We start from the raw sequence: 25,396 nt of genomic DNA on the forward strand, positions 1-25,396 counted from the left end.
AGTCGCACCCACGTCTTAGGGGTACGATATTAAGTATGGCAACCATCGAAATCTTAGGCGTTCCACACGCATACGAGCTAACAGCTCCCACCTCTTATCCACACGCTTTAGTGTTTATTCACGGTTGGCTAAATAGCCGTGGATATTGGCAACCTGTAATTTCCCGGTTGTCAGTTGATTTGCAGTGCCTATCTTATGATTTGCGAGGTTTTGGTGAGTCCCAGTCCCAACCAGAAACAGATTTTAGTTCGGCTCCAACTTCTGTCAGCTTGAGTTCTCACTCTATTGATGAGTTGAGTTTGCCCTTTGATTCTCTTTATACGCCAGCTGTTTATGCTCAGGATTTAGCCGCTCTGCTACAACAGCTGAATATTACCAGCGCTTGGCTGATTGGGCATTCCTTGGGGGGTACAATTGCGCTATGGGCAGCGGCTCAGATGCCTGATTGTGTCAAAGGAGTGATCTGTATTAACGCAGGTGGTGGTATTTATCTCAAAGAAGCTTTTGAGCAGTTTCGTTCAGCTGGACAAAAATTTTTGCAAGTTCGTCCGCGTTGGCTGTCTCAACTACCTTTGATTGATTTGCTTTTTACCAGAGCCAGTGTAGCTCGTCCGTTAGAACGCCAATGGGCACGTCAGCGAGTGATTGATTTCGTCGTAGCTGACCCAGAAGCAGCACTGGGAGCGCTGCTAGATTCTACAACTGAAGAAGAAATTAACCGATTACCGCAACTAGTGTCTCAATTGCAGCAACCAGTTTATTTTTTGGCTGGTACCGATGACAAGGTGATGGAACCTAAGTATGTTCGCCATTTAGCTAGTTTTCATCGGCTGTTTCAATACAGTGGTGACAATGTAATTGAAATTCCTGATTGTGGTCACTTAGCAATGTTAGAGCAGCCGGATGTAGTTGCTAGTCACATTCGGTCAATTGTCAATACTTAGATGGGGTCTGGAGATGTCTCTGTTCTACCTCTTCTCTGCCTATTCTCTATTCCCTGCCATACAACTTCATTACTTGGGTAAGCGGTAGCCTAGATTCAACGCCTAAGGTCAAAGGTGATGTGTGACCAAGGGATAGATGATGAGAGGCGGCGCAGGCAATCATGGCGGCGTTATCGGTACAGTATTTGAGGGGTGGGAATAGAACACGTAAGTTATGTTGAGTGGCTGCGGCCTGTAAGGTGGTTCTGAGGCTGCTGTTAGCTGCTACCCCTCCACCAACGGCAATAGTATTAAGACCATGATCAAGGGCACAGGCGATCGCTCTTTTGGTTAGCGATCGCGCTACAGTTTCCTGAAAGCTAGCTGCTAAATCTGGCACTGGTATTTGTTTACCATCTTTCTCTAACTGCTGTACTAATCGCAGCACTGCCGTCTTTAAACCACTAAAACTGCCGTCATAAGGATGATATCCTCCACCCGGTAAAGAAACTTTACCTTCTGGTAAGGCAAAGGCCCGGGGATTACCTGTTTGTGCTAGCTGATCAATTACGGGGCCGCCGGGATAACCCAAATTTAACAACCTGGCTACTTTATCAAAGGCTTCACCAGCAGCATCATCACGAGTTTCTCCCAGGGTTTCGTACTTACCACAATCCCTAACGTAAATCAAGCTTGTATGTCCGCCGGAAACGAGTAAGCTAAGAAATGGGGGATCTAAAGTTGGCTCACTCAAATAAGTCGCGTAAATGTGGCCTTCCAGATGATGGACTCCCAAAAATGGCTTATTGTGTAACATTGCTAAAGTTTTGGCAGCAGTTAATCCTACCAATAGCGCTCCTACAAGACCAGGGGCGCAGGTGGCGGCGATCCCATCGATTTGCTGCCAGTTGAGTTTGGCTTGTTCTAAGGCCTGAGCGATCGCCTCATTGATCGTTTCCAAGTGTTGACGGGATGCCACCTCTGGCACCACCCCGCCGTACTGGCTATGAACTAAAATTTGGGAGGCGACGATACTGCTATAAACTTCACGATTGTTAACAATTGCGACAGCAGTTTCATCGCAGCTGGTTTCTATTGCTAAAACGGTTGCCATTCCAGGGTTGTGATAGATAACGATTTGTTTGAGAAGCTTTAACTTTTATTTACTTAAACTTTACTCGGTTCCCGCCCAAGAGTATGATGACTTGCTAGTTATGCAAATAAAGACTGTACAAGCCGCTTCGTTTTGTACAAAAAACTTTTTGTTTTGTAATAAAAGGAAACAACTCCATGAGACGATTGTTTGCTTTGATTTTAGCGATTTGTCTTTGGTCCAATTTTGCCCCCCCAGCCCAAGCGCTTGGGGCTAACTTGGTACCCTGTAAAGACTCTCCCGCCTTTCAAGAGCTAGCAAAAAATGCCCGTAATACCACCGCTGATCCTGAATCAGGAAGAAAGCGGTTTGAGCGTTATTCTCAGGCACTGTGTGGGCCTGAGGGTTATCCTCACTTGATTGTTGACGGTCGTCTGGATCGTGCCGGCGACTTCCTAATTCCTAGCATCCTGTTCCTGTATATTGCTGGTTGGATTGGTTGGGTAGGTCGTTCTTACCTCCAAGCCATCAAAAAATCATCAGATACTGAGCAAAAAGAGATCCAAATTGATCTTGGTTTAGCACTGCCTATTATGGCTACAGGCTTTGCTTGGCCAGCGGCAGCAATTAAAGAACTCCTGTCAGGCGAATTAACAGCTAAAGATTCAGAAATTCCTGTCTCTCCGCGCTAATTTGTCCTCACTAATTCATTTGTTTTGGAGACTAAATTTATGGCAGACAAAGGCGATCAGTCGTCCTACCTTGTAACCTTTCTTTCCACCGCACCAGTTGCAGCTACCATTTGGCTGACAATCACCGCAGGTATTTTGATTGAATTCAACCGCTTTTTTCCCGACTTACTTTTCCACCCACTACCATAAGTGGAAAATGGGATTTCAGTCCTAATATTGTGTAATTTTTCTCAGCTTATTTAAGTTTAAGTATTGCTTAAATAGGTAGAAGAAATTAAGTTATGAAACTCGTAATGCTGTCAAACGAGCTTACGAGTTTCATGCTTTTAAAAGCTACTAAATTAATTTTTTTAAACTTACTAGCCAAAATACATCTTTAGCTACAATTATTATTAATAATATAAAATGCCACCATTCTAATTTAGAGGCGAACATACAATATGGCGCAAGCAGTAGATTCATCAAAAAATTCCCCCAGCGATCCGAGAAATCGGGAAGTTGTTGCTCCAGCAGGACGAGATCCCCAACAAGGCAATCTAGAAACCCCGATCAATTCTTCCCCCTTGGTTAAGTGGTTCATTAATAATTTACCTGCCTATCGCCAAGGTCTTAATCCTTCGAGACGGGGACTAGAAGTGGGCATGGCTCATGGTTACTTACTATTTGGGCCTTTCGCCAAATTAGGCCCCTTACGGAATGCAGAAAATGCTAACTTAGCTGGATTACTGGCAGCTATCGGCTTGGTTGTGATCCTCACCGCCTGTCTATCCCTATATGCCAATAGTAATCCTGCCAAAGCACTTGCCAGCGTTACTGTACCCAATCCTCCAGTAGACGCTTTTAACTCCAAAGAAAGCTGGAATAATTTTGCCAGTTCCTTCTTAATTGGTGGTATTGGTGGTGCAGTAGTTGCTTATTTCTTAACTACAAACTTGGGACTAATTCAAGGTCTCGTTGGTTAATTTAATTTTTTGCTAATGGAGCATAGGGCATGGGTAATTGCTGATTGTCAGTGATGTGATTACCTCTGCTCTATGCTGCTAATTCAAAATTTGTAATAGCAGCCCCATACCCGCTGAATCAGCAGCGAAGTTTTATCCGTTCAGGCCTTACTTAATTCGTAGATAAAATTGTGGAAATTTTGCTTGCTTGGTAGTTGACGACTCTAGCTAGGATGACAGTCCTTAAAAGGACACAAGATAAAAGTCTTGCCCTTTCTGTGTGTCCTTTTTGGGAGGTTATTATCAGTGCTTATGATGCTACTAAAGACCCTCAATTAGCCAAACAAAGTCGCTTCGATGGCATTGAGAGCCTTTTCTAAATCATCATTCACAATTTTCACATCAAATTCGTCCACAGCTTGAATTTCTTCTTGGGCACGGTACAGACGACGGGCGATCGCTTCTTCCGAATCTTGGGCGCGACCACGTATCCGTTGTTCCAATTCATTTAGGGAAGGCGGTAAAATAAAAATGCTGAGGGCAGCAGGGAAGGAAGCACGGATTTGTCTGGCCCCTTCTAGTTCAATTTCTAGCACCACTAACTTACCAGATTGAACCTGGTTAAGCACTGCTTCACGGGGTGTACCGTAATAGTTACCAGCAAATTCTGCCCACTCTAAGAATTCACCTTGAGCAATTAATTGTTCAAACTTACTGCGGCTAATAAAGTAATAATTTTTGCCATCAGTTTCTCCTGGACGAGGAGAACGAGTCGTCACGGATACAGAATAATAAAGTTCCGGATGACGTTTTAATAGCGCTTGCATTAAAGTGCCTTTACCAACCCCACTAGGGCCAGTTAAAATAATCAGCCTACCTGGAGACGGGCATTCTTTGGTAGTAGCGCTACTCTGGGTGGGTAAAACTTGCATCATCCGTTTAACCTGTGAATTAATCAATCGACATTATGTATGAATCATTAGCTTTATGTTCGTTATCAGAGAAATCTTGGACGAACAAATTTGTAGCACGAGTGACAGAAAACTTGTCTAATTCACATGGTACGGCCGATGTGGTGCAAATAGGGGTAGGGTTATTGACCTACATTAAGTCAATTATCTACAGCATGATGATCGCGAGAAATCACAAAGCGGTTCGCTACCGTTTCCGGTTGAATCGCTGACAAAATCACGTGGCTGGAATCAGTGATAATTACAGCCCTAGTCCGACGACCGTAAGTTGCATCCACGAGTTGACCTCTGTCCCGTGCATCGGTAATGATCCGTTTAATGGGAGCAGATTCTGGGCTAACAATGGCAACTACTCGGTTAGCAGACACAATGTTACCGAAACCGATATTAATTAATTGTATTTCCATAAAAAACAGACACCAAATGTGGTGTGACAAACTGGTAAGGTATTTATTCCCATGTTATCCCCAAAAAATCGCAGTTACAACGCTTTACGACAAGCTTACCTGAGTTTTTAAAGGACAAATGGGTTTTTTAGGTAATAAATAGCTAAATATACTGAAAATATTCCCCAAGACACATGCGAAACCGTAAAAATACAATCTAATTAACGAATGTAATGTTACTTTGAGTAAAAATCTTGATTAAAACTGGATGTCGTCAGAATTTTTCTCAGTCTGGAGACTGAGAAGTAGCAAATATTTTTTCTTCGAGTTAGATATTACCTATTCCGCTTTGTCTGAAATTTTAGGTGAAAATATAGATTGATCTGCTGATACTGCATCACACAATAACTAGAGGTTCTGTATGAATAAGCAAGAAACGATCAAGAAACAGAAGAGAAATGCATGAATTATTAAATTTTCAGAATCAAAAGCTTTTTTAGCAGGCGTTGACTCACCGTTCCTACGGTAACGAAAATCCTGGTGAAATGCATAATGAACGCCTAGAGTTTTGACCGTATTTAAATTAATTTGCTGTCTTCTTCAGTATTTGCCATCTTTCTCGCAGTTGATTCAAGTTAGGTGTATGACCACCATAACGCCAGCCTACATAAGCTTGGCAAATTTCATCTATTACCTCAGCCGTTGCTGGGGGATGATGCTGGTGTGATCCGTTGGCATACTCTAGAGGTGTTTGTGCTGGATGCTTCGCCAGACCTTTGATTGATGCCCATTCCAGCATTTGTTGATATAAATTTTCCATAGGTGGCAATTTCTTCAACCAACGGCGCTTCAGCCATTCTTGCCACTGTTCCCAAGCTAGCCAACCCAAAAATGCTGTTGTTGTCGCCACAATTAGGCCGGTCAATATACCCAGCCAACCTTGAGAAAATAAAGCCAAGAACCAAGCGATCGCCCTAGTCAACCAGCTAAATATTATCCCAAATACATGATTGAGGAATCCTGTCACTGGAGAAGGTAACCAGCCAGCCACCCATTGCCAAAACTGCCGCAACACACTAAATGTCTGAATATCCTCAATGGAAGGGGGAATCAAAGGCTGATTGGGAATGGGGTTAAAGGCGAACCAGCCATATCTGGGGAAATACACTTCTGTCATCGCAAAAGCATCTGTGTTGCGGACAACGTACATTCCTGTAAAGGGATTAAACTCTCCTGCACCAAACCCTGCAACTAGCCGCGCTGGGATACCAATGGAACGCAGCATCACCGTGAGTACTGTAGAGAAATGGTCTGGATAGCCGCCTTGATGCTTGAATAAAAAAGCCTCTACTAGGTCTTCGTCTTCCCCTAAAAACGGTAGTCCTAAGGGATTTTCGGGAATAGAGTAGTTTTGTTTGAGATACTGAGCTAAATAAAGAGCCTTTTCGTAAGTTGAATCTAAGATTTTAGAAGACTGTGATATTCGTTCTTGATTATAATTAGTGATAATTTCTTCAGTGCGTTGCCGGACCTTTTCGTTAATTTCTGGAGGAACTTGCAGATAATATTTTTGAATATTCGGTGGATACTTAGTAGAAGTTTGTCCTAATAAAGTGCGATCGCGGTAAGGTACTTCAGAAATCACAGTATAGGTGAGTCCTTCAGATAAACTCACAGGCGATCGCAACCCATTTTCTTGATCAACAGCAATAATTGGCGTGGGAAAGTAAATTTCCTTGGGATGCGCCATAGCCGGTATCAGGTTAGGCAAGTCTGACACCACCGTGTAAGTTTGGACGATTTCTCTAGTACGACCAGTAAATATTGGTAAAGGCAGACGAATTTGGTAAGACCAAGGCGATCGCCGATGGGTACTAACTTCCTCATTGCGAGAAATCTCCCATCCTTTCCCGGTGTAGTGGTCAAATGCTAATACGCGCCAAAATCCTTCGATTTGCGATCGTACCCGCATGACTACCTTGGGGGTCATTTCTCCCCGCAGGTTTTGGTTAATTTGGCTATTAAAACCGTAATAAAAGCTTTGATCTAAACTGCCTGGTTGACCTGTTTGGCTTTGTCCATCACCACTGCTATCACCTTGACCATTGGCATTACCTGGGCGGACATAACCAGGATTAATAATGCTCCTACCTGTAAAATTATCCTGGACATTAATCGGGGCACTTACAGGAAAATTCCGCAGCTGATAGCCAGGGAATCGCGGTAAAATCGCAAAAATTGTCAGCCCTAGGGCGACAACTAGTGTAAACAGTAAAAAATAAACAGATAAATTAAAAGATAATTTTGGTTTTTTTGATTTTAGACTGGGGATTTCTGCTTGATTTAGACCGAGTTGTGAGCGATAGTTTAATCCTAAAGTCGGCAAGGCGATCGCTAAAAATAACAGCAGCACTGGTGCAAAAGCCAGAGTTTGGCTGAGTGTTGCGGCTACACCCAATAAAATCAGTCCGATAACTATGGAATAGCCCAAATCTTTACGCCGGGGCATATCAAAGCTATGGAGTATTTGCAGTTGAATCAATAACTCCGCCAAGGCCAGTCGAGTATCATTCAATTCTCCCAGCAATCGCCCAAAGAAAGCACCCAAAGCAATTAACATGCCAATGGCGATGCAAAACTTTACTGGCACATTGGTACTACGGCGACGATAATAACTCCAACCCGCACCCACCATACTTAACGGCACCGCCCACAGACTAAACCGAGTTGCGGCAGAAATATCCGTGGCGACAATTCCCATGATTACCAACGCTAGCACTAGCAATCTTAAGGAAATTGCATCTTCCACTTCCAGCGCAGGCGATCCTTGGGCATTTTGCCGCTTGTAACGACCTAAAGGTAGAAGCCAAACCTGATTGATCCTGGATAAGTTAAACATTGAGATGTCAGCAAAGGGATGTTGTTATGCCATAGACACAATGTTGGGGATATAAACTGACTACCTTACTTGCTCATTTATATTGTTTTTGCGAGTTCCTCTAAAGAAAACAGGAACTCCCCGAAGGCAGCCTTTGGGAGTTTAGGTATCTTATACATGTGTCATTTTGATTGCGGTTAATGTAGAAACCCTAATGACCGCTTGTTAAAAAGTAGAAGCCCTAATGATCTGTTGCTAAAAACAAATCATGTTCAAAACCACGATCACCATAGGATTGATCAGTGTTAATCAACCTCATATGCTTACGGTGGTCTGCACGCAATTCAAAAGTCAAAAAGCTTTTGCTTTGAGATTTTGAACATTTTGAATGTATCCCTGTTGCGCCTTGCTGTCCTAAATTGTGGGGTTAATCACAAATAACAATGGCTGTGCGTCCAACTCTGGAAACTCAACTTCCAAAGTGTACGTCGGGTTAACTTGATTGCAGTATAACTCAACACTCAAAGCTCCCGGAGTCGAAGATTTTGCTACTGCTTGGTTGCCATCACCTTGCAGCTGCAAAATTCCCGCAGCGGGTAACTCACTTTGAACACGCAAATGCGTCATCTGACCCTGAGATTGGTATTCTACCCTCAGCGTCAGAGTTCCTTCGTTCGTTAGCCATTGTCTTTCTACTACTGGATTAGTGGATGACACTGGTAAAGTCAAATCGTCTAGCAGTTGTTTAGCTGCCATTAGTGACAATGCCATCTGTTGACGCGGCTGTAAATCTGAATAATCGCTCTGAATTTGCGGCATGGTCTCCAGAGTATCCACAGATCTATAGGTGCTTCTCAGCACCAATCCAGCTAGATCATTGATTGTTTGAGACTCGTTGGGGAAAAAGCTCTCCACCACCTGTACTAGTTTTGCCCCTAGAGGTAGTGAAGAAGTGATCATTCCTTGACATCTTTCCAAAAGTTCTTGGAAAACTTTCTCCGGTAAGGGGATGGGCAGATTCAGTTTTGACTGTTGTGCCATCCATCCCCAACTGGGAGTTAATGCTAGCGATCGCTCTTCTACAAAATCTGGGTACTCTACTAATTGAGACTCCCAAGGAAATAGAGGAGGGTGGTCTTCGACTTGGATTTGTAGCCGACGTTTAAGGACGGCTTGGAAACGTTCTTGCACAGTAGGAATTTCTCCCAATTGAAAGGTTTGGGCGATTCCTCCCAATTCTGGCTCACCGCCTGTTAAGGCGGCTACCTCCTTGAGAGGGTCATATACCCCGTCATCTTCCTCACAATCTACCCATTTAGGCTCATGGATGTTAACTTTATTTGCCAACAACCCATCGAGTAAATGGTTTTGTGAGGATTCTGAGTTACTATTCATGAGTAGATGCACCTGATCCGGACACTAGGGAGTTACGAATTTCCCATGCTTGTTCCAGAATTTTAAACCAGCGTTTTTGCAGTTGTGCTGTGGATAAACCCAAAGCTTTGGCAATTTTTTCATCAGGTTGCCCTTGTTGTTTCAATTCTAGTAACGAGCGTTGTTTATCATCTAATTGGGCTGTATAATCTTGCCATTGCTGGGGAGTTAAACCCAAATTAGTATGCAGTGAGGCTTCCAACCACTCGTGAACTAATTCCCAACGATGCAATAAAGCAAACCGAATTAGATGATATTTAAATCGTTGTTGTAGGTAATCTCTCTGGCGGGGAGTTAAACCTAAAATTGACTCAATTTCTTGTGTTGGTAAATCCTGGAGACGAAGAGCAAAGTAATCAGCACAATCAGATTGTTGCCTTTGTTCCAGGTAATCCATTAATTCCGTAATCACAACGGAACGTAAAGTATCTTCTTCTGGTTCTGGTTCCGCTTGCGTAGCCATTGCTGAACGCAATTGCTGTACTGCTGGCTCTTCCCAAGAACCGTCATTGTCGTTAGAGCTACCTTCTGCGGCTTGTTCTATATCTACGCTGGTTTCCTGGGGTTGCTGTTGCGAAAAAGTTTGGGCCCGCAGGATAATTAGCTGCTGTTGCCGCCCTGGTAAGGGTATGCGCCGCTTACCATAGCGCTCTGTAAATGCCATATACTCTGCCAATTCCAGGAGAGTTTGGGGACGATATGTGGGACCCATTTGATTTTCTCGTCGGAAAGCATTTAAAGCTTCCAGATAAAAACCTTGGAGAAAATCTTCAATAATGGTCAGTCGCCCTTGATAGCTCAACTGCCGTTGGGGAGGATTAATGTAACGATAAATAATGGCACTGAGAGTACTGTGTAACTCTACCCTACCTCGACTGGAACCTAACTGATAGTACCTGAGACACTGTTGCAGCCGATGCCGAGCCAGGGATATGGCAGAGCTTTCTACAGCACCGGAAGCTTGGATACGTTTACTTTCGCTGCAAATCCGGTACACTTCGGTGGTAATTCGGGTTGCTACATCGTGGCAATTTTGTTTGGAAGCTTTGGTAGACTCCTGAAGCTCCTTCAACAAAAGTTGAAATGTCCCCTCCACGCCGATAAAATTGTCTCCCTGAACTGCTGGGGTGGGAAATGTTGTGTTTGGAATTGTTGCGGTTGCGGCTGAATTCATAGTCTCGGTTTTCAAAAGACCCTAAAATACTTAAATACAACCTGTTACGACCGTGGGTATTGGCTTTGTGGATTTGCGTATAAGCTAAACGCAGGACTATCGAGCATTTAGGATGTGAATACTTTCATTGTTCCCAAGTCTGATGGGATTGTTCACATGTCGATAGATGTTTTTGCCATTACCCACCATGCCGTTTACAAGTCATTATGGATTTAAAAACACAAATTCAATTGCTGATTGATAATGCACCCCGCGATGGCATAACACCACATCTTGTCTCAGCAATTGCTCCTGTATTAAGCGCGATCGCTCTTAAATTACGTCATTCCCAATACTATATTCTTCAAAATTCAGAAGAGAACTGGGTTTTAACTACATTGAGCAATCGGGCAAATGCAGGATTCGAGAAGCGTGTTATCTACGCTTTTCCTACCATACAGGATGTCTCCCTAATTTCACCTGCTGGGCTTGACCCTCAAATGCTAGCGAAAATTGTTCCCGTCACCCATATTTTGTTCCAACTGGTGGCATTAGAACCCGTAGATAGTATCGTTTTTTTGGAGACGCCGGGTAAGACCACTCATACCTTGGAAGTCAAACGCTCAGAATTGCAAAATCTCTTGCAACAACAGCTAAAACAACAGCGATCGGGTAAAAACATACCCCCAAATATTGCATAAATAAGTTACGGAGATAGGATTTATTAGATACAATCTAAAATCCCATCTCCGTCTGAGGAATTTTGCCAGAAAAAATTTTCTTGAGTAGCAAAGTTTCTGCAAAAGTTCCAATTTATGATGAAAAATCTAAAATTGGTTAATAAAGTCGGCTCAGTACATAGTCAGCTATATGAATCAATGCCTGGTGTGATGCCGATGGCGGTAACACAGCCAGATGATCAACTGCTAGCTTGGCATGGTGGTCTGCTAGTTCCCGTGCCTGTTGTATACCTTGACTATTTTGAATCAACTCTAGCGCTTGCTCTAAATCGCTTTCCTGGGTAAATTCCCTTTCAATCAGCACTTCCAGGTATGGTTTTTCCTTAAGAGCGAATAAAACAGGCGCAGTCAGATTACCACTTTTGAGATCAGATCCTGCTGGTTTGCCTAAAGTATCTGTTGTACTGGTGAAATCTAAAATATCATCCACAATCTGAAATGCTAAACCTAGATGACGTCCGTAGGCGTACAAATGGTCAGCGGTTTCTGGGGAGACGTCACTAAGTAACCCAGCAGCTTTGGAACTATTGGCCATTAATGAAGCTGTTTTGTAATAGCTCTTTTTTAAGTACGTCTCAATGGAGATGCTATTGTCAAAGCAATTCAGTCCCTGCTGGATCTCCCCAGTAGCTAGATCCATAATTACTTCAGATAGTAGTTTCACCACTGCCAAATTATCCAGATTGGCTAAATACCAGGACGATTGGGCAAAGAGAAAATCTCCTGCCAAGACGGCAATACGATTCCCGAACAAACTATGAACTGTGGGTACACCACGTCGCATCTGCGATTCATCTACCACATCGTCATGCACTAGGCTTGCCGTGTGAATCATTTCCGTAATTTCTGCTAGGCGTCGATGACGTGGAGTAATGTCTTGTTCTAACATTGTCGCCCGCGATATCAGCAACACAATTGCTGGTCTGATACGCTTGCCCCCAGCTCCGAATAAATGTTCGGCTGCTGCAAAGAGGATGGGGTGGCGATTTCCAACTAGCTGCTTGAGGTTTTCTGCTAGTAGTTGCAGGTCTGCTTCCACAGGGGTAAACAGGGAGGTGGCTGGGGTCATGGATGGGCGGACTCTGGCTTAGGTTACGAAAGTTTACATATCCTACACTCATTTTAAGATAACCCTGTGCCAGCGCAAAGTTTTGATTAGAGAATACTGGCTGATTCTACATTTATTCTGCATAAATAGTTCAGTCTCCACACAAGCGTAAAGCTCTGTGGTTAAGCTCTACAGCCTTATCTCTTACTCATGAAAATCTTTTGTCAAGCCAAGGAAAAATTTTTTATGTGTTATTTGTGTTACGAAAAATTAAGGTCATAAAATTTATGTAAAATTATGTAATATTTTATACTGGTAGAATTAATCAAAATTTTTCGTAAATTTGTCTAAATAAAGAAATATTCCTGGTTTTTAGCCAAAATAAATTTTTGGGCAACAGTATTAAAAGTTGTATTTAACACAATAGTTTACAAATATTTTTTTAGATAATAGTTAAAATTTATACTTTTAACTATTAAAGTCAAAATTAGCTTCTCCCAGACTAGATTTTTGCCCCAAAAAAAATTTCAAAATTGACTCCAAAGTCTGCTGAAAACTCAGGATCATTGTGTTACGCTAAAATCTAGGGATTTTAAATTTTTCAGGTACTCATTCTCCAACAGGTAAGATGCCTTTAGGTAAAATTACTTATAGGGTTTTGAGGGTCTAAAATAAGTCTTCGCCGAGAATTAAAAATTAAGGTAATAATTCCTTAGTTGTTTAATTCGGCAAAAAAGCCTCCTGGGATGGAGCTTCGCGGTATCCGTATGGTTATCACTGCAAGGCTTTAGCTTACTTTAGTAGCTAAGGCTGCTCTTGTCATAGAGGTAAACCCAAAATAATGCAGACTAAGTATACTGCTGAGGAGTGCAGTTTAAATTGCTATCTAGCAATTTAGCTGTTGTGGTGTTTGGTCTGCAAAAACTTAGTTAAACAACTATTTATTTAACCGTAGAGAATCATAACTGTACGGCGAAATTTCAGTATAGCAAACTACAGCCATCAAGTATCTCTTGGTCGGTTGAATTTTTACTAATTTTATAAAATTTCATATTCCTTTCAGAAAAGGTGCTGGTAGAACAATGATTTACGGGAAGATGCCTATGTTGATTTTTATTTTAGCTGCTGGATATTTGTTCACAGTTTACCTATTACTAGCTTTAGCAAAGCGAACTGGTCAAAAATCTGCTCCGAGAAATTTGTCTACAATAAACCCAGGAAAATACAAGCAAGATGTGTCAGCAAACTCTCATGTCAGTAATGTTAGTGAGGCAGTCAATAGCCAATAGACTACCATTGCGCGGCAGTCAACAGTCCAATTTTGTGGAATTTTGAGTGGTAATCTTCTGTGATGTGTAAAAACCCCGGTTTCTTTAAGAAATCAGGGTTTTTATTTTTCATAATAGCTATAGCTGAACAAAGCTTGATTAGAATTGGGAAACGGCTGTATCAGTAAAATCTACAACCTCAACCATAGGGGTATGGCCTAGCAACTGCACACCGGATTGGGCAAACTGTTGTGGACAGCCACTAACCGCAAAGCGAGTGGGTAGTGGGGGATGAGTATTACTTAAACCGAGTAGTTCTAATTCTTGAGTACAAGCTGCCACAACATGAACGGCTGGGTCAACTAATTTGACATGAGCAGGCAGAAGCGATCGCAGTACTGCTGCCAAGTGGGGATAATGGGTACAGCCGTAAACTAAGGTGTCAATATTTTGCTGGATGAGAGGCTCTAAATATGAGCGCGCTACCTCAGTAGTGTAGGGGTCATTGATCCGATTTTGCTCAATCAGTGGCACAAACTCTGGACAACTAACTTGCCAGACTTGGACACTGGGGTCAATTTCCAGAATTGCCTGGCGATAGGCATTGCTTTTCGCTGTGGCTGGGGTAGCAATCACACCAATCCGCTTTCCCTGCTGGACTGCTGCTTTCGCCCCTGGGAGAATTACTCCGAGAATTGGCAGATCAAATTCTCCACGGACTATTTCTAATGCCAGGGCAGAACTGGTATTACAAGCCATAATCACCATTTTGACGCGCTGCTGTTGCATCCAGTGCAGGATTTCGCGCACATACTGTAATATTTCTGCTTGTGAACGAATACCGTAAGGTAGCCGAGCAGTATCGCCAAAGTAAATAATAGACTCATTGGGTAGATGCCGATAGACTTGTCGCAGTACCGTCAGCCCACCCACACCACTGTCAAAAACGCCGATTGGGGCGCGTTGAGGCTCTTGAGCAGAAACATCGTCAAGGTTGCCTTCAAACAAGGAAGATGAATACACAGGTAGATTATTGAATTAGGTTATTGGGATATAAAATACAGAATTTAGCAGAGAATTTGCTAACTGACTACTATATAGGGGCTAGGGGCTAGGGTTGATTACTCAATGCTGAAGTCAAGCAATGCTTTACCTTTTATTTTTCAATGAGATCTTGAAGATTAAATACCCCATATGTTTCTATCTTCTCTAGCCTCTAACCTCTAACCGCTAGTCCCTAGCCCCTAGTTGGATTTTACCTTTGCTGTAAATATTTGAGGATACCATTTGCGATCGCCTCTGCCATGCGATTTTGATAATCTGGTGTTCCCAAGCGGGGGTTATCTTCTCGACCTGTCATATAACCTACTTCTACTAAAATCGCAGGCATAGAGCTTTTTCTGAGAACATAAAATCTAGCTTGGCGGGTTTTTCGGTCTTTAATAGTACTAATATTTTGCAGAATGCTATTGTGAACTGCTTGAGCTAAACGACTGCCGCTTTCATAATAGTATGTCTCTAATCCATTCACCTCCGGGCGATCGCCAACGGAATTGGCGTGAATGCTGACAAATAAAGTCGCATTAACTCGTTCGGCAATATCTACCCGTCCCTGGAGTTCGACAAAAAAATCAGAATCCCGTGTTAAAACTGCTTGGACACCATTTTGTTCTAAAATTTCTGCTATCCGTCTACTAATAGGTAATATTACATCTTTTTCTCTTAATCCACCCAAACCAATAGCCCCTGGGTCTTTACCGCCATGTCCAGGGTCAACTACTACTCTCAATTTGCCTCTGGGATTTGTAGGGCTTGCCCCTGGTTGAGGTGTGGGTGGGGGAATGTCAATAGCCAGATTGGGTGATGAGTCTCGGTTGGGTAGCGGTAGGGGCGGTAAACTTACTGGCAAAGTAACTGCACGGGAGCGTTGTAATTGTAAAACGACTAACTGGCTACTGAGTTGGTTAACTTCGCCAATTTGCACTCCAGTGGCTGGTTGAACCAAAACATTCACTGAGTTTGGTGCTTGTGTTTGCAAACGTACCCTGAGGACAGGACTATTGGCATCTAAAGCCGGGCCTGTGACAGTGGTAGCTAACTTTGCATTAGGAATATTAATCCTAAACAGACCTGAGGATCTATCCCATCCACCAGTGGCGGATAAATTTTGGTCGCCGCGAATCAACAGTTGCGTACCATTACCTGCTAATTCTACAGATTGAATGGTAGCTAAAGAGTTACTAACAGTAGTAACAGGTGGTGGTGTCGGGTTGGGGCTAGATTTATTAGTTTCCGGCAATCTGGCAATACCACGACTGGGCAAAACTACAAACCCACCCATACTGCTGGTGCTGGTTCGCCAGTCTGGACTATTTTTATCTACCTGTAAGGTCATCCGCACAGTGGATGGTTGTGCTGACAGTTGAGTGAATTGAATATTGCTGACACCATAACGATTAATCGATAAATCTTGTTGCCCTAATTTAGGCGACAAAGACGCACCAGCAATATCAATATTAATTTCCCGCTTGTCCTGACTGCGATTCAGCTGAATTTGCGGATTTCCCCCACTAGTGCGGATGAAAAACCCATCACCTGTGATTCGTAAATCCTCAATTTGAGTGACTGCTGCTACTTGATTGACAATTGACTCTTTATTATTTGATGTGTTAGAGCCTGTTCTCACCACACTATAAATATTTCTAGGAGCAAGGGCTGATGCCGTCGTTCTGTCTATATCTGGTGGCGTGGCGACTTCTTGCTGTGATGTAACTGCGTTGTTAGGAGTTGCTGTTTCCAATTCCGGAGTCGGTAATTGTACTGTCCACCGACTAGCAGTAATACCTATAAATTTTACCTGCTGGGGGTCTAAAGTATAGCCAGGATTCAGTTCCACAACTATACGTGTCGTTTGGGGGTCAAACTGCGCCGCCCGCACAACCCGAACTGCCCCACCGACTGGCTGCGTTGACGGTGAATTGCCAACGGTGACACCTGGTAAATCAATTACCAAACGTGTGGGGTTAAATACCAATTGTGCTTGGGGTTGAACAGCACCCGCAGTGTTAATTTCCAGACGATTTTGATTAATGTCAAAACGCCACGATTCTAGTCTCGCTGCCAAAGCTGGCGATGATAGTAAGACAATACCGCCAATGGTACTAGGTAGTAACCAGTGTAATTTCACAATTTTTGCTCCTGATTCGCGTTGATTATATTGGCAAATCCTCACACCGTCGCCGCCTAAACTTTAGCTTTACAAAGAAAATTCTGATCCGCGCTTCCACAGATCAGAGCTTTTCTTGCAGCAAAAGACTTTTTCGCTGGTATTCCAACCACCGCTAATGGCGTAATATTATAGCATTAACTTGTGCTTTTGCCATCCCGCGAAGGTATCATTTACATGCAAAGCAGCAGATGACACCAAACAGAAGCTCATCAGAATTAACCACACAGTTACTTCCTGTTAATGGCACTTAGAATCAGGCAGGATCTTGGTGTTGAGTTATTTAATTGCTGATAGTTAATGTACCCAAAAAATTCGCATTAATATCAATCCATTGGTGATGCAACGTTAGTAATAGCCACCCTCCTACCTGTGAGTGAAATTGCTTATCTGCGTTGTATATGCTGGAGAATACCTTTGGCGATCGCCTCCGCCATTTGATTTTGGTGAGCGGTGGTTTTCAGTCTAGCAGCATCCTCCCGACCGGTGACGAAACCTAATTCCACCAATACAGAGGGCATAGCACTTTTCCTAAGTACGTAAAATCTAGCTCGCCGCACGCCCCGGTCTCTAACAGTTACATTTTGGAGAATGCTGCGATGAATCGACTGAGCTAGACTTTGACCACTTTGGTAATAATATGTTTCCAAACCATTGACATCTGGACGACTCATACTAATGGCATTGGCATGGATGCTGACAAATAAATCAGCGTTAGCTCGTTCTGCTAAATTTACGCGTCCTGGCAGGCTGACGAAATAATCTGAATCCCTAGTCATGACTGCTTGGACGCCATTTTTCTGCAAAATCTCGGCCACCTTTTTGCTGACTGACAAAACTACTCCTTTCTCGCGCAGTCCGCTAATCCCAATGGCGCCTGGATCTTTACCACCATGTCCAGGGTCAATCATCACGACTACTCTACTTCTGGGTGCTGGGCGTGGCGTTGGCTGAGGTGTGGGCCGAGGAGGAGCAGAAGGATCTGGTATTTGCCCTTGATTTGCAGGTGGTAAGGGCGGTAATGCTACAGGTGGTGTAGTTTGCCGAGAACCTTGTAATTGTAAAGCTAAAAGCTGGTTACTAACTTGATTTAGCTGCCCAATTTGCACTCCTGTGGCTGGCTGCACCAAAATAGTTACTGTGTTGTTTTGGGGTTGCAGACGTACCCGGAGGATGGGGCTACCGGCGGCAAAATTTGGGCCTGTAACCTTGGGAGCTAATTTAGCATTGGGAATAGTAATACGGAACAATCCGGAGGATGTATCCCATCCACTGGTAGCATTGACTTGTTTATCGGATCTAATTAGTAATTGTGTGCCATTACTACCCAACTCCACAGCCTGAATTGTCGCTGGAGAATTATTGACAACGGGTGGATTGGGAGTGGCTACCGGTGGTACTGGCTGATTAGGTGGTGGATTGTTCTGTGAGTTGCCTGAATTATTATTTCCAGGTAATGTGACAACACGAGAGGGTAGAACCACCAAACCACCAGAACTACTATTGGTTACCCGCCAATCTGGGCTATTTCTATCTACCCGCAAGGCCATGCGGACTCCTGGTGGTTGGCCTGTGAGTGGAGTAAATTCTACACGACTTACACCATGTCTGTTGATTTCTTGATTTCGCTGCGCCAGACTGGATGATAAACTCGCATCAGCGATATCCATGAAGATAATATCGCGATCGCGGCTCCGGCTCACCCTAACTTGGGCGTTATCGCCCTTGGTACGGACAAAAAAACCGTCCCCTGTTACCTGTAGGTTTTCTATCTGAACTTTTCCTGGCGTGGCGCTAGCAACCTGATTAGAAAACTCTGGCCTGTTATTAGTATCAGAGTCAACAGTCAATATATTGTAAATATTTCTGTCAGAAGACTGTGTTGGCTGTGCCGTTGGTCTTGGTAACTGTACCCTCCAGCGACTGGCTGTCACGCCTTCAAATTTCACTTGCTGGGGGTCTAAGGTATAACCAGGAGTGAGTTCAACGACTAAGCGTGTTGTTTGTGGGTCAAACTGTGCCACACGTAAAGCCCGAATAGCACCGCCAAACTGTTGCGTGGACTGCGGACGCCCAAAGGTTGTACCGGGCAAATCAATTACTAGACGCGTCGGATTGAAGACGAGTTCTGCCCTGGGTTGCACAGCACCGGAAGTGTTAATTTCTAGACTATTTTGAACAGGATCAAAACGCCAAGATTCCAGTTTTGCAGCCAAAGCCGGCGACGATAGTAAAACGATAGTTCCAACAGTACTGGGTAGTAACCAGTGTAATTTCACAATCTTTTCTCCTGATTCGCGTTCATGGAAGCCATCAATATTTCAACATATTGGCAAATCGTTACACTGTCACAACCTCATCTTTCGCTTTGATACTTCTGGAAATTGTTTGCTGGTATAAAAGCACAATTAATGGCGTAAATTACTAGTATGCCTTCTAATTTTGCCGGTTCTTCAGGACATAAGAATCACACCTATAAAGCATCGGATGCAACAACAATATCACAGAAGAATTAACTGATTAAAGTCAATCCCAGTCAGTGATAATTGACGTAGCCTTAGATTGGTGCCGAGTTGTTGAATTGCTGGCAATCAATGTGTTGATTAAAAAATTCCAACTACTTTTAACTGATGTGGTTAACTGATGTGGTAAAAATTGCAATCACTAATTTCTAATTGCTGAAAAATATCTAAATTTACACAGACAAACAGAATGTTACTAGTAAGGAGACCAATTATCAAATTAACAATCTTCAAGGACGGAGACTTAGGCATAGAAGTTTCCCGGAAAGAGAGCGGGAGATAGGGGGATGAGGAGATGGGGAGAAAGATGGTGGTGCTAAACCAAAGTATTCTCCCCTAGTCCTTAGTCTCTAGTCCCTAGCCCCTAACATTTACTTAGGTTTTGGATACATTATCCCCAGCATCGGGGTGGACTTCCTGATTCCCACCATCATTGGCGGCAGATGCTATCGATTGAGGTTGGTCTACCATTAACGGTGTTCCAGTCACACTGTCTAAAATCAGTTTGTTGTCGGCATCTGTTGCCAAATTGTCTGATTCTGGAAATACGAAACGTAACAGTGGCGGAGCTAAAAAGGTTGTGAGGATGACCATCATGATAATCGCTGCCCCCAGTGATTTAGAGAGAACGCCACTGGCGGCACCAACACCAGCAAACACTAACCCGACTTCACCCCGAGGAATCATCCCTACACCAATTGCTAAACGATTGATTTGGGGTTGACCAAACACGCTGAAACCTGTGATCACTTTACCGATAATGGCCACTACTATCAGGAAAGTTGCCATAATTAGACCTTCTCGATTGCTGGGGATGGCTGGATTCAAAACTCCTAAGTCTGTTTTGGCTCCAACAGTGACGAAGAAAATCGGTACTAATATATCGGCAATGGGTATAACTTGCTTCTGCAATTCTTTACGTTTATCGGTTTCTTCTAGCACTAAACCTGCTGCAAAGGCTCCCAAAATAGCTTCTAACTGGATAATCGAAGCCAGGTAAGCCATGACAAAAGCAAAAATGAATGCTGGTATAACTAGTTCACCGCGTGTTTTGAGTTGATTGGCGATCGCCACAAATGTTTTATTGAAAACATTGCCTAGGACAATCGCACCGATGAGAAACGCACTGGCGCTGATAATTAAATAAATGACTTTGCTGACATCTACTACGCCATCTTTAGCTAGGCTGGCAACCACTGCTAAAACGATGATGCCCAATATGTCGTCAATTACAGCAGCACCTAAAATAATCTGCCCTTCTTTGGAATTGAGTTTTCCTAGTTCTGACAGCACCTTGGATGTAATACCAATACTTGTGGCAGTTAAAGCCGCCCCAGCAAAAATTGCCGGCACTGCACTCACACCAAATAAAGCCATTAGTCCCACGGTACCAGCGGTAAAGGGAACTACTACCCCGACTATTGCCACAACACAGGCTTGGAGACCCACAGATATCAGGTCTTTTAAGTTGGACTCCAAACCAATTTCAAATAGCAGAATAATCACGCCCAATTCCGCTAAAACAGAAACCACCTCTGATTGAGCCTCGAATACCGCTGGAGTGGCTTCAGGCGTTAAACCAGCGGTGGTTTGCAGAAAGGCCATGATTAAAGAGTTGGAACTATCCGTGCCACCTTCTGGAAACACCAATAGATGCAAAACCGAGATGCCTACTACCACACCTCCCAAGAGTTCGCCTAATACGGGAGGTAAACCCACTCGGTTTGATAACTCCCCACCGACTTTACTGGCTAGGTAAATGACCACTAAACTCAGTAGTACTGCGGCCATTACCATTGAACTGTCGGCTGTTTCTGTGGCACTGGCCAACAGGGGAAAATATACGTTTGTTGCATCTAAAAACTGCATTATGTCCTGCAAAAATCCTAATGTGTTCTACGAAAAAGCTTCTCTTTATTTTTACTCCTTTGGGAAAGCAACATATCTTTACAATATATACAGGTTGCTGACCCCAGTCATAAATTAACTTGGGCTAACTTGGGCGATCGCTTAACTCCTGCAAGCGCCCCCAGTAAACTTCAGATACGGGGACAACAGAAAGTCTGGGAAGTCTCAATAAATCAAAGTCGATGAAATTTCCATCCTGCTTAATTTGCGCCAGGGTCAGAGGCTGAGAAACTCTTTTGATAGCCTTGAGATCCACAACTACCCGTTTAGCATCATTTAACGCTGGGTCAGCATAAGGTGGACTGACTATCTCTGCTATACCCATAATTTGCCGTTCTTTACCTGTGTGATAAATCAATGCTAAGTCCCCAGGAACCATCATCCGCAGATGTTTGAGTGCTAAAGAATTGTTAACCCCATCCCAAACTGTACTACCTTCCCGCTCTAGATCAAAATAGGAATAATTATCTGGTTCCGTTTTTAGTAGCCAGTATGCCATCAAAAAACCTCCATAAATTTTGGTGTAATTTTTTTAGTTTCCAAAAATGTAACCATTCTTACTTTTGACTATGGCAGTGTCAAAGTAAGAACATACAAACAGTGCTATGAGTGCAGCCAGTTATAGTCCGTGCTGAGTCGTTGATGATAGATAATTCCTAGATATCTGTTGATTTGTTGATTATTGATAACTGAGAATTACTAGATACGTTGTATAAAAGCATCTGTAGATACTTTTTGAGGAGTATAAATATTATGCATAGAACCGCTTTATCGAGTTCTCCTTTGGTGACTGGGAATTTGTGGAAAACTTTACCATTAGCTTTGCTGTTATCTGTTACTTCTATCCAACCTGGGTTAGCCCAAGAAACAGCAAAAATGTGGCGAACGCTGACAGTTAGTGGTCGTGGGGTGGAAACAATTCCGACCACCCTATCCCAGGTGAGTTTGGGTGTAGTAGTTCAAGGTAAAACTGCCCAAGAAGTACAACAAGAGGCAGCCCGTAGGTCATCAGCGGTGGTAGCCTTACTCAAAAGCCGCAATGTAGAAAAATTACAAACCACTGGTATCCGTCTGAATCCAGTTTATAGTTACACTGATAATGTGCAACGCATTACTGGGTATGCTGCTAGCAATACTGTGAGTTTTCGGATTGCTACTGATAAAGCAGGGATATTGTTAGATGAAGCAGTAAAGGTAGGGGCAACAGAAATTAGTAGTGTCAGCTTTATTGCTAGTGATGAAGCGATCGCCTCGGCACAAAAACAAGCACTAAGACAAGCAACCGAAGATGCACGACTGCAAGCTGATGCTGTTTTTAATACCTTAGGTTTTCAGGCTAAAGAAGTGGTAAGTGTGCAAATCAATGGTGCAAGTGCGCCGCCACCACCGATATTGCAGCGGGCTGAGATGGCTAAATTATCTAGTGCAGATGCTTCAACCCCTGTAGTTGGTGGTGAACAGCAGGTAGAAGCATCGGTAACGTTGCAAATTAGTTATTAAGTCATGGGTGATTGGTCATTAATCATTGGTTGTGGCCAATGATTAATGATTAAAAATGTTCTGAAGACATATCTGCCATAGCGCCTTCTGCATCGCGCTTGGAACCTAATAATTCTAGTTGGTCTACTCTAATAATAGGTGTAGAACGATTGGCTCCTGTTTGGCGATCGCTCCAAGTGTCAAACTTTAAGGAACCTTTGATTCCAATTAAGCTGCCTTTACGTACATAGTTTCCCGCCACCTCTGCTGTCTTATCCCATAGTTCTAAAGTGAACCAGTCAGGTTCATCGCTATTACGAGTTCTTCTTTTTACTGCTAGTGTTAATCTACACTTAACACTACCAGACTCAAAATATTTAATATCCGGGTCGCCGCCTACACGACCAACAAGGGTGACAATATTGATGCTCATAGAGGTTACCTTCTAGTACACAAGTACTGAATTGTTTTGACTTTCATCATAGCGAATTGTGAAGCTATTGAAAATGTGTTAAAAACTTAACAGCCTTTTTGGGTATAAGAATGGAGGAAACTACTTGCAAAAATTGCAAAAATATACGGATATATTGAAGTGGTTAGAGAATATCAAAAACATGGACGCTTGACACTGAGTAAAGATTGCCAAATACAAAATAGGCATTCTGACTGGACTCAGGATAGAAAACGTAATAAAATCCAGCACTATTAACTCTAACAGTTTTTAGTCAACAAAGTATCGCAAATAAGGGGCGTAGAGACGCGTGGGTCTTTTTAGGAACTTTCGCTCATCGTGGGATATGGGTATCGACCTCGGTACTGCCAACACCCTCGTATATGTATCTGGTAAAGGCATCGTTCTCCAAGAACCTTCTGTAGTTGCTATCGATCAAAACGAAAAAGTAGCATTGGCAGTGGGAGAAGAAGCCAAGAAAATGCTCGGTCGCACACCTGGAAATGTGATTGCCCTCCGCCCCTTGCGTGATGGTGTAATTGCTGACTTTGATACGGCCGAGCTGATGCTCAAACATTTTATTCAGAAGGTTAATGAAGGTAGGTCTTTAATATTACCTCGGATTGTCATTGGTATTCCCAGTGGCGTTACTGGGGTAGAAAGACGAGCTGTTATGGATGCAGCGGCCCAAGCTGGGGCCAGAGAAGTGTATTTAATTGATGAGCCAATTGCAGCGGCAATAGGAGCAGGTTTACCGGTTGCCGAAGCCACAGGTAATATGATTATTGATATTGGTGGTGGCACCACAGAAGTCGCAGTACTGAGTCTCCAAGGGACTGTAATCAGTGAATCAGTACGTGTTGCTGGGGATGAACTCACTGAAGCCATCATTATGTATCTCAAAAAAGTTCATAACTTGGTGATTGGAGAACGAACTGCTGAAGATATCAAGATTCGTATGGGTTCTGCCTATCCCACGAATGATGATGAAGAGAGCATGATGGAAGTTCGAGGCTTACACTTGCTTTCTGGTTTACCCCGAACTGTGACGATCAAAAGTCCTGAAATTCGTGAAAGCATGGTAGAACCGCTATCAGTAATTATCGAAGCAGTAAAACGGACATTAGAACGTACACCCCCAGAGCTAGCTTCAGATATTATCGACAGAGGCATCATGCTTGCTGGTGGAGGTGCTTTGCTTAAAGGTATAGATACCTTAATTAGCCATGAAACAGGAATTGTTACCCACATTGCCGCTGATCCTCTCTGTTGTGTTGTGCTAGGAACAGGTCGTGTGTTAGAAAACTTTAAACAGCTAGAACGTGTATTCAGCGGACGTTCTCGCAATATGTAGTCAAAAAATATGGGATATTGGGTTCTATTTGAGTTCTATTTGGGTTTTATAAAGATAGAATCCAATATCTTTTTGAGTGTAAAAACAGGTATAAATGGTCACTTTACGTCGTTGGTGGGATCGGAAAGCACTACAACTCGGTTTACTGGCTCTAGCAGTAAGTAGTGCCTGGATGTTGCGACAGACTCAGGGTCATCTGCTACTAGAAATGTATCAAGTGATCGGTCGGCCGTTGCAAATGTTACAAACAGGGCCAAGTCCAGAAGAGCGGATGAATGATGCCCGTTTCTGGGAATTGCAAACGCGCATAGCTGATTTAGAAACTCAAAATCAAAAGTTACAAAATTTAATAGGCTATGTTCAGGCAGCACCTCTTTCATCGCGCCCAATTCCCGCGCGGGTAGTAGGACGCAGTGCTGACCATTGGTGGCAACAAGTGACTCTCAATCGTGGTTCAAAAGCGGGAATTGAAGAAGGCTTTATCGTTAAAACTGACGGCGGATTAGTGGGTTTGGTAGAGAATGTCACACCTAATACTAGTCGCGTGTTATTAATTAGTGACCTCAAAAGTCAAGTGGGGATCACAATTAGCCGCACATCTGCCAAAGGGGTGTTGAGGGGAAATGCTTCGGCGGAAGCTGTGCTGGAGTTTTACGAAAAAGTGCCTAATGTCCAAGTAGGAGATTTAGTTTCCACATCTACTTACAGTCAAAGATTTCCGGCTGGCTTACCAGTGGGACGCATCAAGTCTCTAGATTTAAAGAAACTGCCAACATCCGTGGCCACAGTTGAATTGTTTCCACCAATACTGTCATTGGATTGGGTAGCTGTATATCCTAAGCCGATAAATCCAGAACAGGAAAACGAAAAGTCTCGGTAGTAGAGGCTAGAGGCTAGAGGCGAAAGGTTAATATTTTTTAGTTAGCGCT

At 43.2% G+C, this 25,396-nt stretch carries 22 protein-coding genes; 9 read left to right on the forward strand and 13 right to left on the reverse strand.

Going from position 1 to position 25,396, the window contains the following annotated elements; genetic code table 11:
• Positions 1-35 precede the first annotated feature (35 nt).
• Complete coding sequence (locus tag ACM0OT_RS10475) at positions 36-944, forward strand: alpha/beta fold hydrolase (RefSeq protein WP_414564300.1); 909 nt, start codon at positions 36-38, stop codon at positions 942-944.
• 46 nt (positions 945-990) lie between these two features.
• Here ACM0OT_RS10475 and tsaD read toward each other — a convergent pair whose 3' ends face one another.
• Positions 991-2,037: a tRNA (adenosine(37)-N6)-threonylcarbamoyltransferase complex transferase subunit TsaD gene (tsaD, locus tag ACM0OT_RS10480; RefSeq protein WP_414564301.1), complete on the reverse strand. Its 1,047-nt coding sequence runs from the start codon at positions 2,035-2,037 to the stop codon at positions 991-993.
• A 176-nt stretch (positions 2,038-2,213) separates the two neighbouring features.
• On the opposite strand from tsaD, the gene ACM0OT_RS10485 reads away from it, so the two are divergent.
• The 3 genes from ACM0OT_RS10485 (at position 2,214) to ACM0OT_RS10495 (ending at position 3,670) form a co-directional block, all read left to right on the forward strand.
• Complete coding sequence (locus ACM0OT_RS10485; RefSeq protein WP_414564302.1) at positions 2,214-2,708, forward strand: Photosystem I reaction center subunit III; 495 nt, start codon at positions 2,214-2,216, stop codon at positions 2,706-2,708.
• Between the two features lie 39 nt (positions 2,709-2,747).
• A complete protein-coding gene (gene psaJ / locus ACM0OT_RS10490; RefSeq protein WP_414543770.1) occupies positions 2,748-2,897 on the forward strand; it encodes a photosystem I reaction center subunit IX in 150 nt (49 codons plus the stop codon).
• A 251-nt stretch (positions 2,898-3,148) separates the two neighbouring features.
• The gene (locus ACM0OT_RS10495) at positions 3,149-3,670 is read left to right on the forward strand and encodes a photosystem I reaction center protein subunit XI (protein ID WP_414543771.1); all 522 of its coding nucleotides are present in this window, start codon (positions 3,149-3,151) and stop codon (positions 3,668-3,670) included.
• 314 nt (positions 3,671-3,984) lie between these two features.
• Here ACM0OT_RS10495 and gmk read toward each other — a convergent pair whose 3' ends face one another.
• From gmk to hetZ, 5 genes are all read right to left on the reverse strand, one after another.
• A complete protein-coding gene (gmk, locus tag ACM0OT_RS10500; protein ID WP_414564303.1) occupies positions 3,985-4,584 on the reverse strand; it encodes a guanylate kinase in 600 nt (199 codons plus the stop codon).
• Between the two features lie 176 nt (positions 4,585-4,760).
• On the reverse strand, positions 4,761-5,027 hold the full coding sequence (gene remA / locus ACM0OT_RS10505; RefSeq protein WP_280793307.1) for an extracellular matrix/biofilm regulator RemA: 267 nt from the start codon (positions 5,025-5,027) through the stop codon (positions 4,761-4,763).
• A gap of 562 nt (positions 5,028-5,589) precedes the next feature.
• Positions 5,590-7,905, reverse strand: a complete 2,316-nt coding sequence (locus ACM0OT_RS10510; protein WP_414564304.1) for a DUF3488 and DUF4129 domain-containing transglutaminase family protein — start codon at positions 7,903-7,905, stop codon at positions 5,590-5,592.
• Between the two features lie 393 nt (positions 7,906-8,298).
• The gene (locus ACM0OT_RS10515) at positions 8,299-9,279 is read right to left on the reverse strand and encodes a PatU (RefSeq protein ID WP_414564305.1); all 981 of its coding nucleotides are present in this window, start codon (positions 9,277-9,279) and stop codon (positions 8,299-8,301) included.
• Positions 9,272-10,492 carry a heterocyst differentiation protein HetZ gene (hetZ, locus tag ACM0OT_RS10520; protein WP_414564306.1) on the reverse strand — a complete coding sequence of 407 codons (1,221 nt, stop codon included), beginning with the start codon at positions 10,490-10,492 and terminating at the stop codon, positions 9,272-9,274. Before hetZ ends, ACM0OT_RS10515 begins: the two co-directional genes overlap by 8 nt.
• Before the next feature lie 206 nt (positions 10,493-10,698).
• Between hetZ and ACM0OT_RS10525 the strand changes: the two genes are divergently transcribed.
• Positions 10,699-11,172, forward strand: a complete 474-nt coding sequence (locus tag ACM0OT_RS10525; RefSeq protein ID WP_414564307.1) for a hypothetical protein — start codon at positions 10,699-10,701, stop codon at positions 11,170-11,172.
• Positions 11,173-11,308: 136 nt separating this feature from the next.
• On the opposite strand, the gene sds is transcribed toward ACM0OT_RS10525, so the two are convergent.
• The gene (sds, locus tag ACM0OT_RS10530; RefSeq protein ID WP_414542330.1) at positions 11,309-12,280 is read right to left on the reverse strand and encodes a solanesyl diphosphate synthase; all 972 of its coding nucleotides are present in this window, start codon (positions 12,278-12,280) and stop codon (positions 11,309-11,311) included.
• Positions 12,281-13,362: 1,082 nt separating this feature from the next.
• Here sds and ACM0OT_RS10535 point away from each other — a divergent pair.
• On the forward strand, positions 13,363-13,548 hold the full coding sequence (locus tag ACM0OT_RS10535) for a hypothetical protein (RefSeq protein ID WP_414564308.1): 186 nt from the start codon (positions 13,363-13,365) through the stop codon (positions 13,546-13,548).
• Between the two features lie 138 nt (positions 13,549-13,686).
• On the opposite strand, the gene murI is transcribed toward ACM0OT_RS10535, so the two are convergent.
• From murI to ACM0OT_RS10560, 5 genes are all read right to left on the reverse strand, one after another.
• A complete protein-coding gene (gene murI, locus ACM0OT_RS10540; RefSeq protein WP_414564309.1) occupies positions 13,687-14,550 on the reverse strand; it encodes a glutamate racemase in 864 nt (287 codons plus the stop codon).
• Positions 14,551-14,782: 232 nt separating this feature from the next.
• Complete coding sequence (locus ACM0OT_RS10545) at positions 14,783-16,714, reverse strand: N-acetylmuramoyl-L-alanine amidase (RefSeq protein ID WP_414564310.1); 1,932 nt, start codon at positions 16,712-16,714, stop codon at positions 14,783-14,785.
• Between the two features lie 425 nt (positions 16,715-17,139).
• Positions 17,140-19,032, reverse strand: coding sequence for an N-acetylmuramoyl-L-alanine amidase (locus ACM0OT_RS10550; RefSeq protein WP_414564311.1), 1,893 nt, complete (start codon positions 19,030-19,032; stop codon positions 17,140-17,142).
• Between the two features lie 618 nt (positions 19,033-19,650).
• On the reverse strand, positions 19,651-21,144 hold the full coding sequence (locus ACM0OT_RS10555; RefSeq protein WP_414564312.1) for a cation:proton antiporter: 1,494 nt from the start codon (positions 21,142-21,144) through the stop codon (positions 19,651-19,653).
• 124 nt (positions 21,145-21,268) lie between these two features.
• The gene (locus ACM0OT_RS10560) at positions 21,269-21,682 is read right to left on the reverse strand and encodes an EVE domain-containing protein (protein ID WP_414564313.1); all 414 of its coding nucleotides are present in this window, start codon (positions 21,680-21,682) and stop codon (positions 21,269-21,271) included.
• A gap of 254 nt (positions 21,683-21,936) precedes the next feature.
• On the opposite strand from ACM0OT_RS10560, the gene ACM0OT_RS10565 reads away from it, so the two are divergent.
• Positions 21,937-22,683, forward strand: a complete 747-nt coding sequence (locus tag ACM0OT_RS10565; protein WP_414564314.1) for an SIMPL domain-containing protein — start codon at positions 21,937-21,939, stop codon at positions 22,681-22,683.
• A gap of 49 nt (positions 22,684-22,732) precedes the next feature.
• On the opposite strand, the gene ACM0OT_RS10570 is transcribed toward ACM0OT_RS10565, so the two are convergent.
• A complete protein-coding gene (locus ACM0OT_RS10570) occupies positions 22,733-23,095 on the reverse strand; it encodes a single-stranded DNA-binding protein (RefSeq protein ID WP_414564315.1) in 363 nt (120 codons plus the stop codon).
• A 364-nt stretch (positions 23,096-23,459) separates the two neighbouring features.
• Here ACM0OT_RS10570 and ACM0OT_RS10575 point away from each other — a divergent pair, with 364 nt between their 5' ends.
• A complete protein-coding gene (locus ACM0OT_RS10575; RefSeq protein ID WP_414542339.1) occupies positions 23,460-24,467 on the forward strand; it encodes a rod shape-determining protein in 1,008 nt (335 codons plus the stop codon).
• Between the two features lie 94 nt (positions 24,468-24,561).
• Complete coding sequence (mreC, locus tag ACM0OT_RS10580; protein WP_414564316.1) at positions 24,562-25,347, forward strand: rod shape-determining protein MreC; 786 nt, start codon at positions 24,562-24,564, stop codon at positions 25,345-25,347.
• Positions 25,348-25,396: the final 49 nt, after the last annotated feature.

Origin of the sequence: Anabaena sp. CCY 9613 (assembly GCF_963920895.1) — a bacterium.
In the GTDB taxonomy this organism is placed as follows: domain Bacteria; phylum Cyanobacteriota; class Cyanobacteriia; order Cyanobacteriales; family Nostocaceae; genus Cyanocohniella.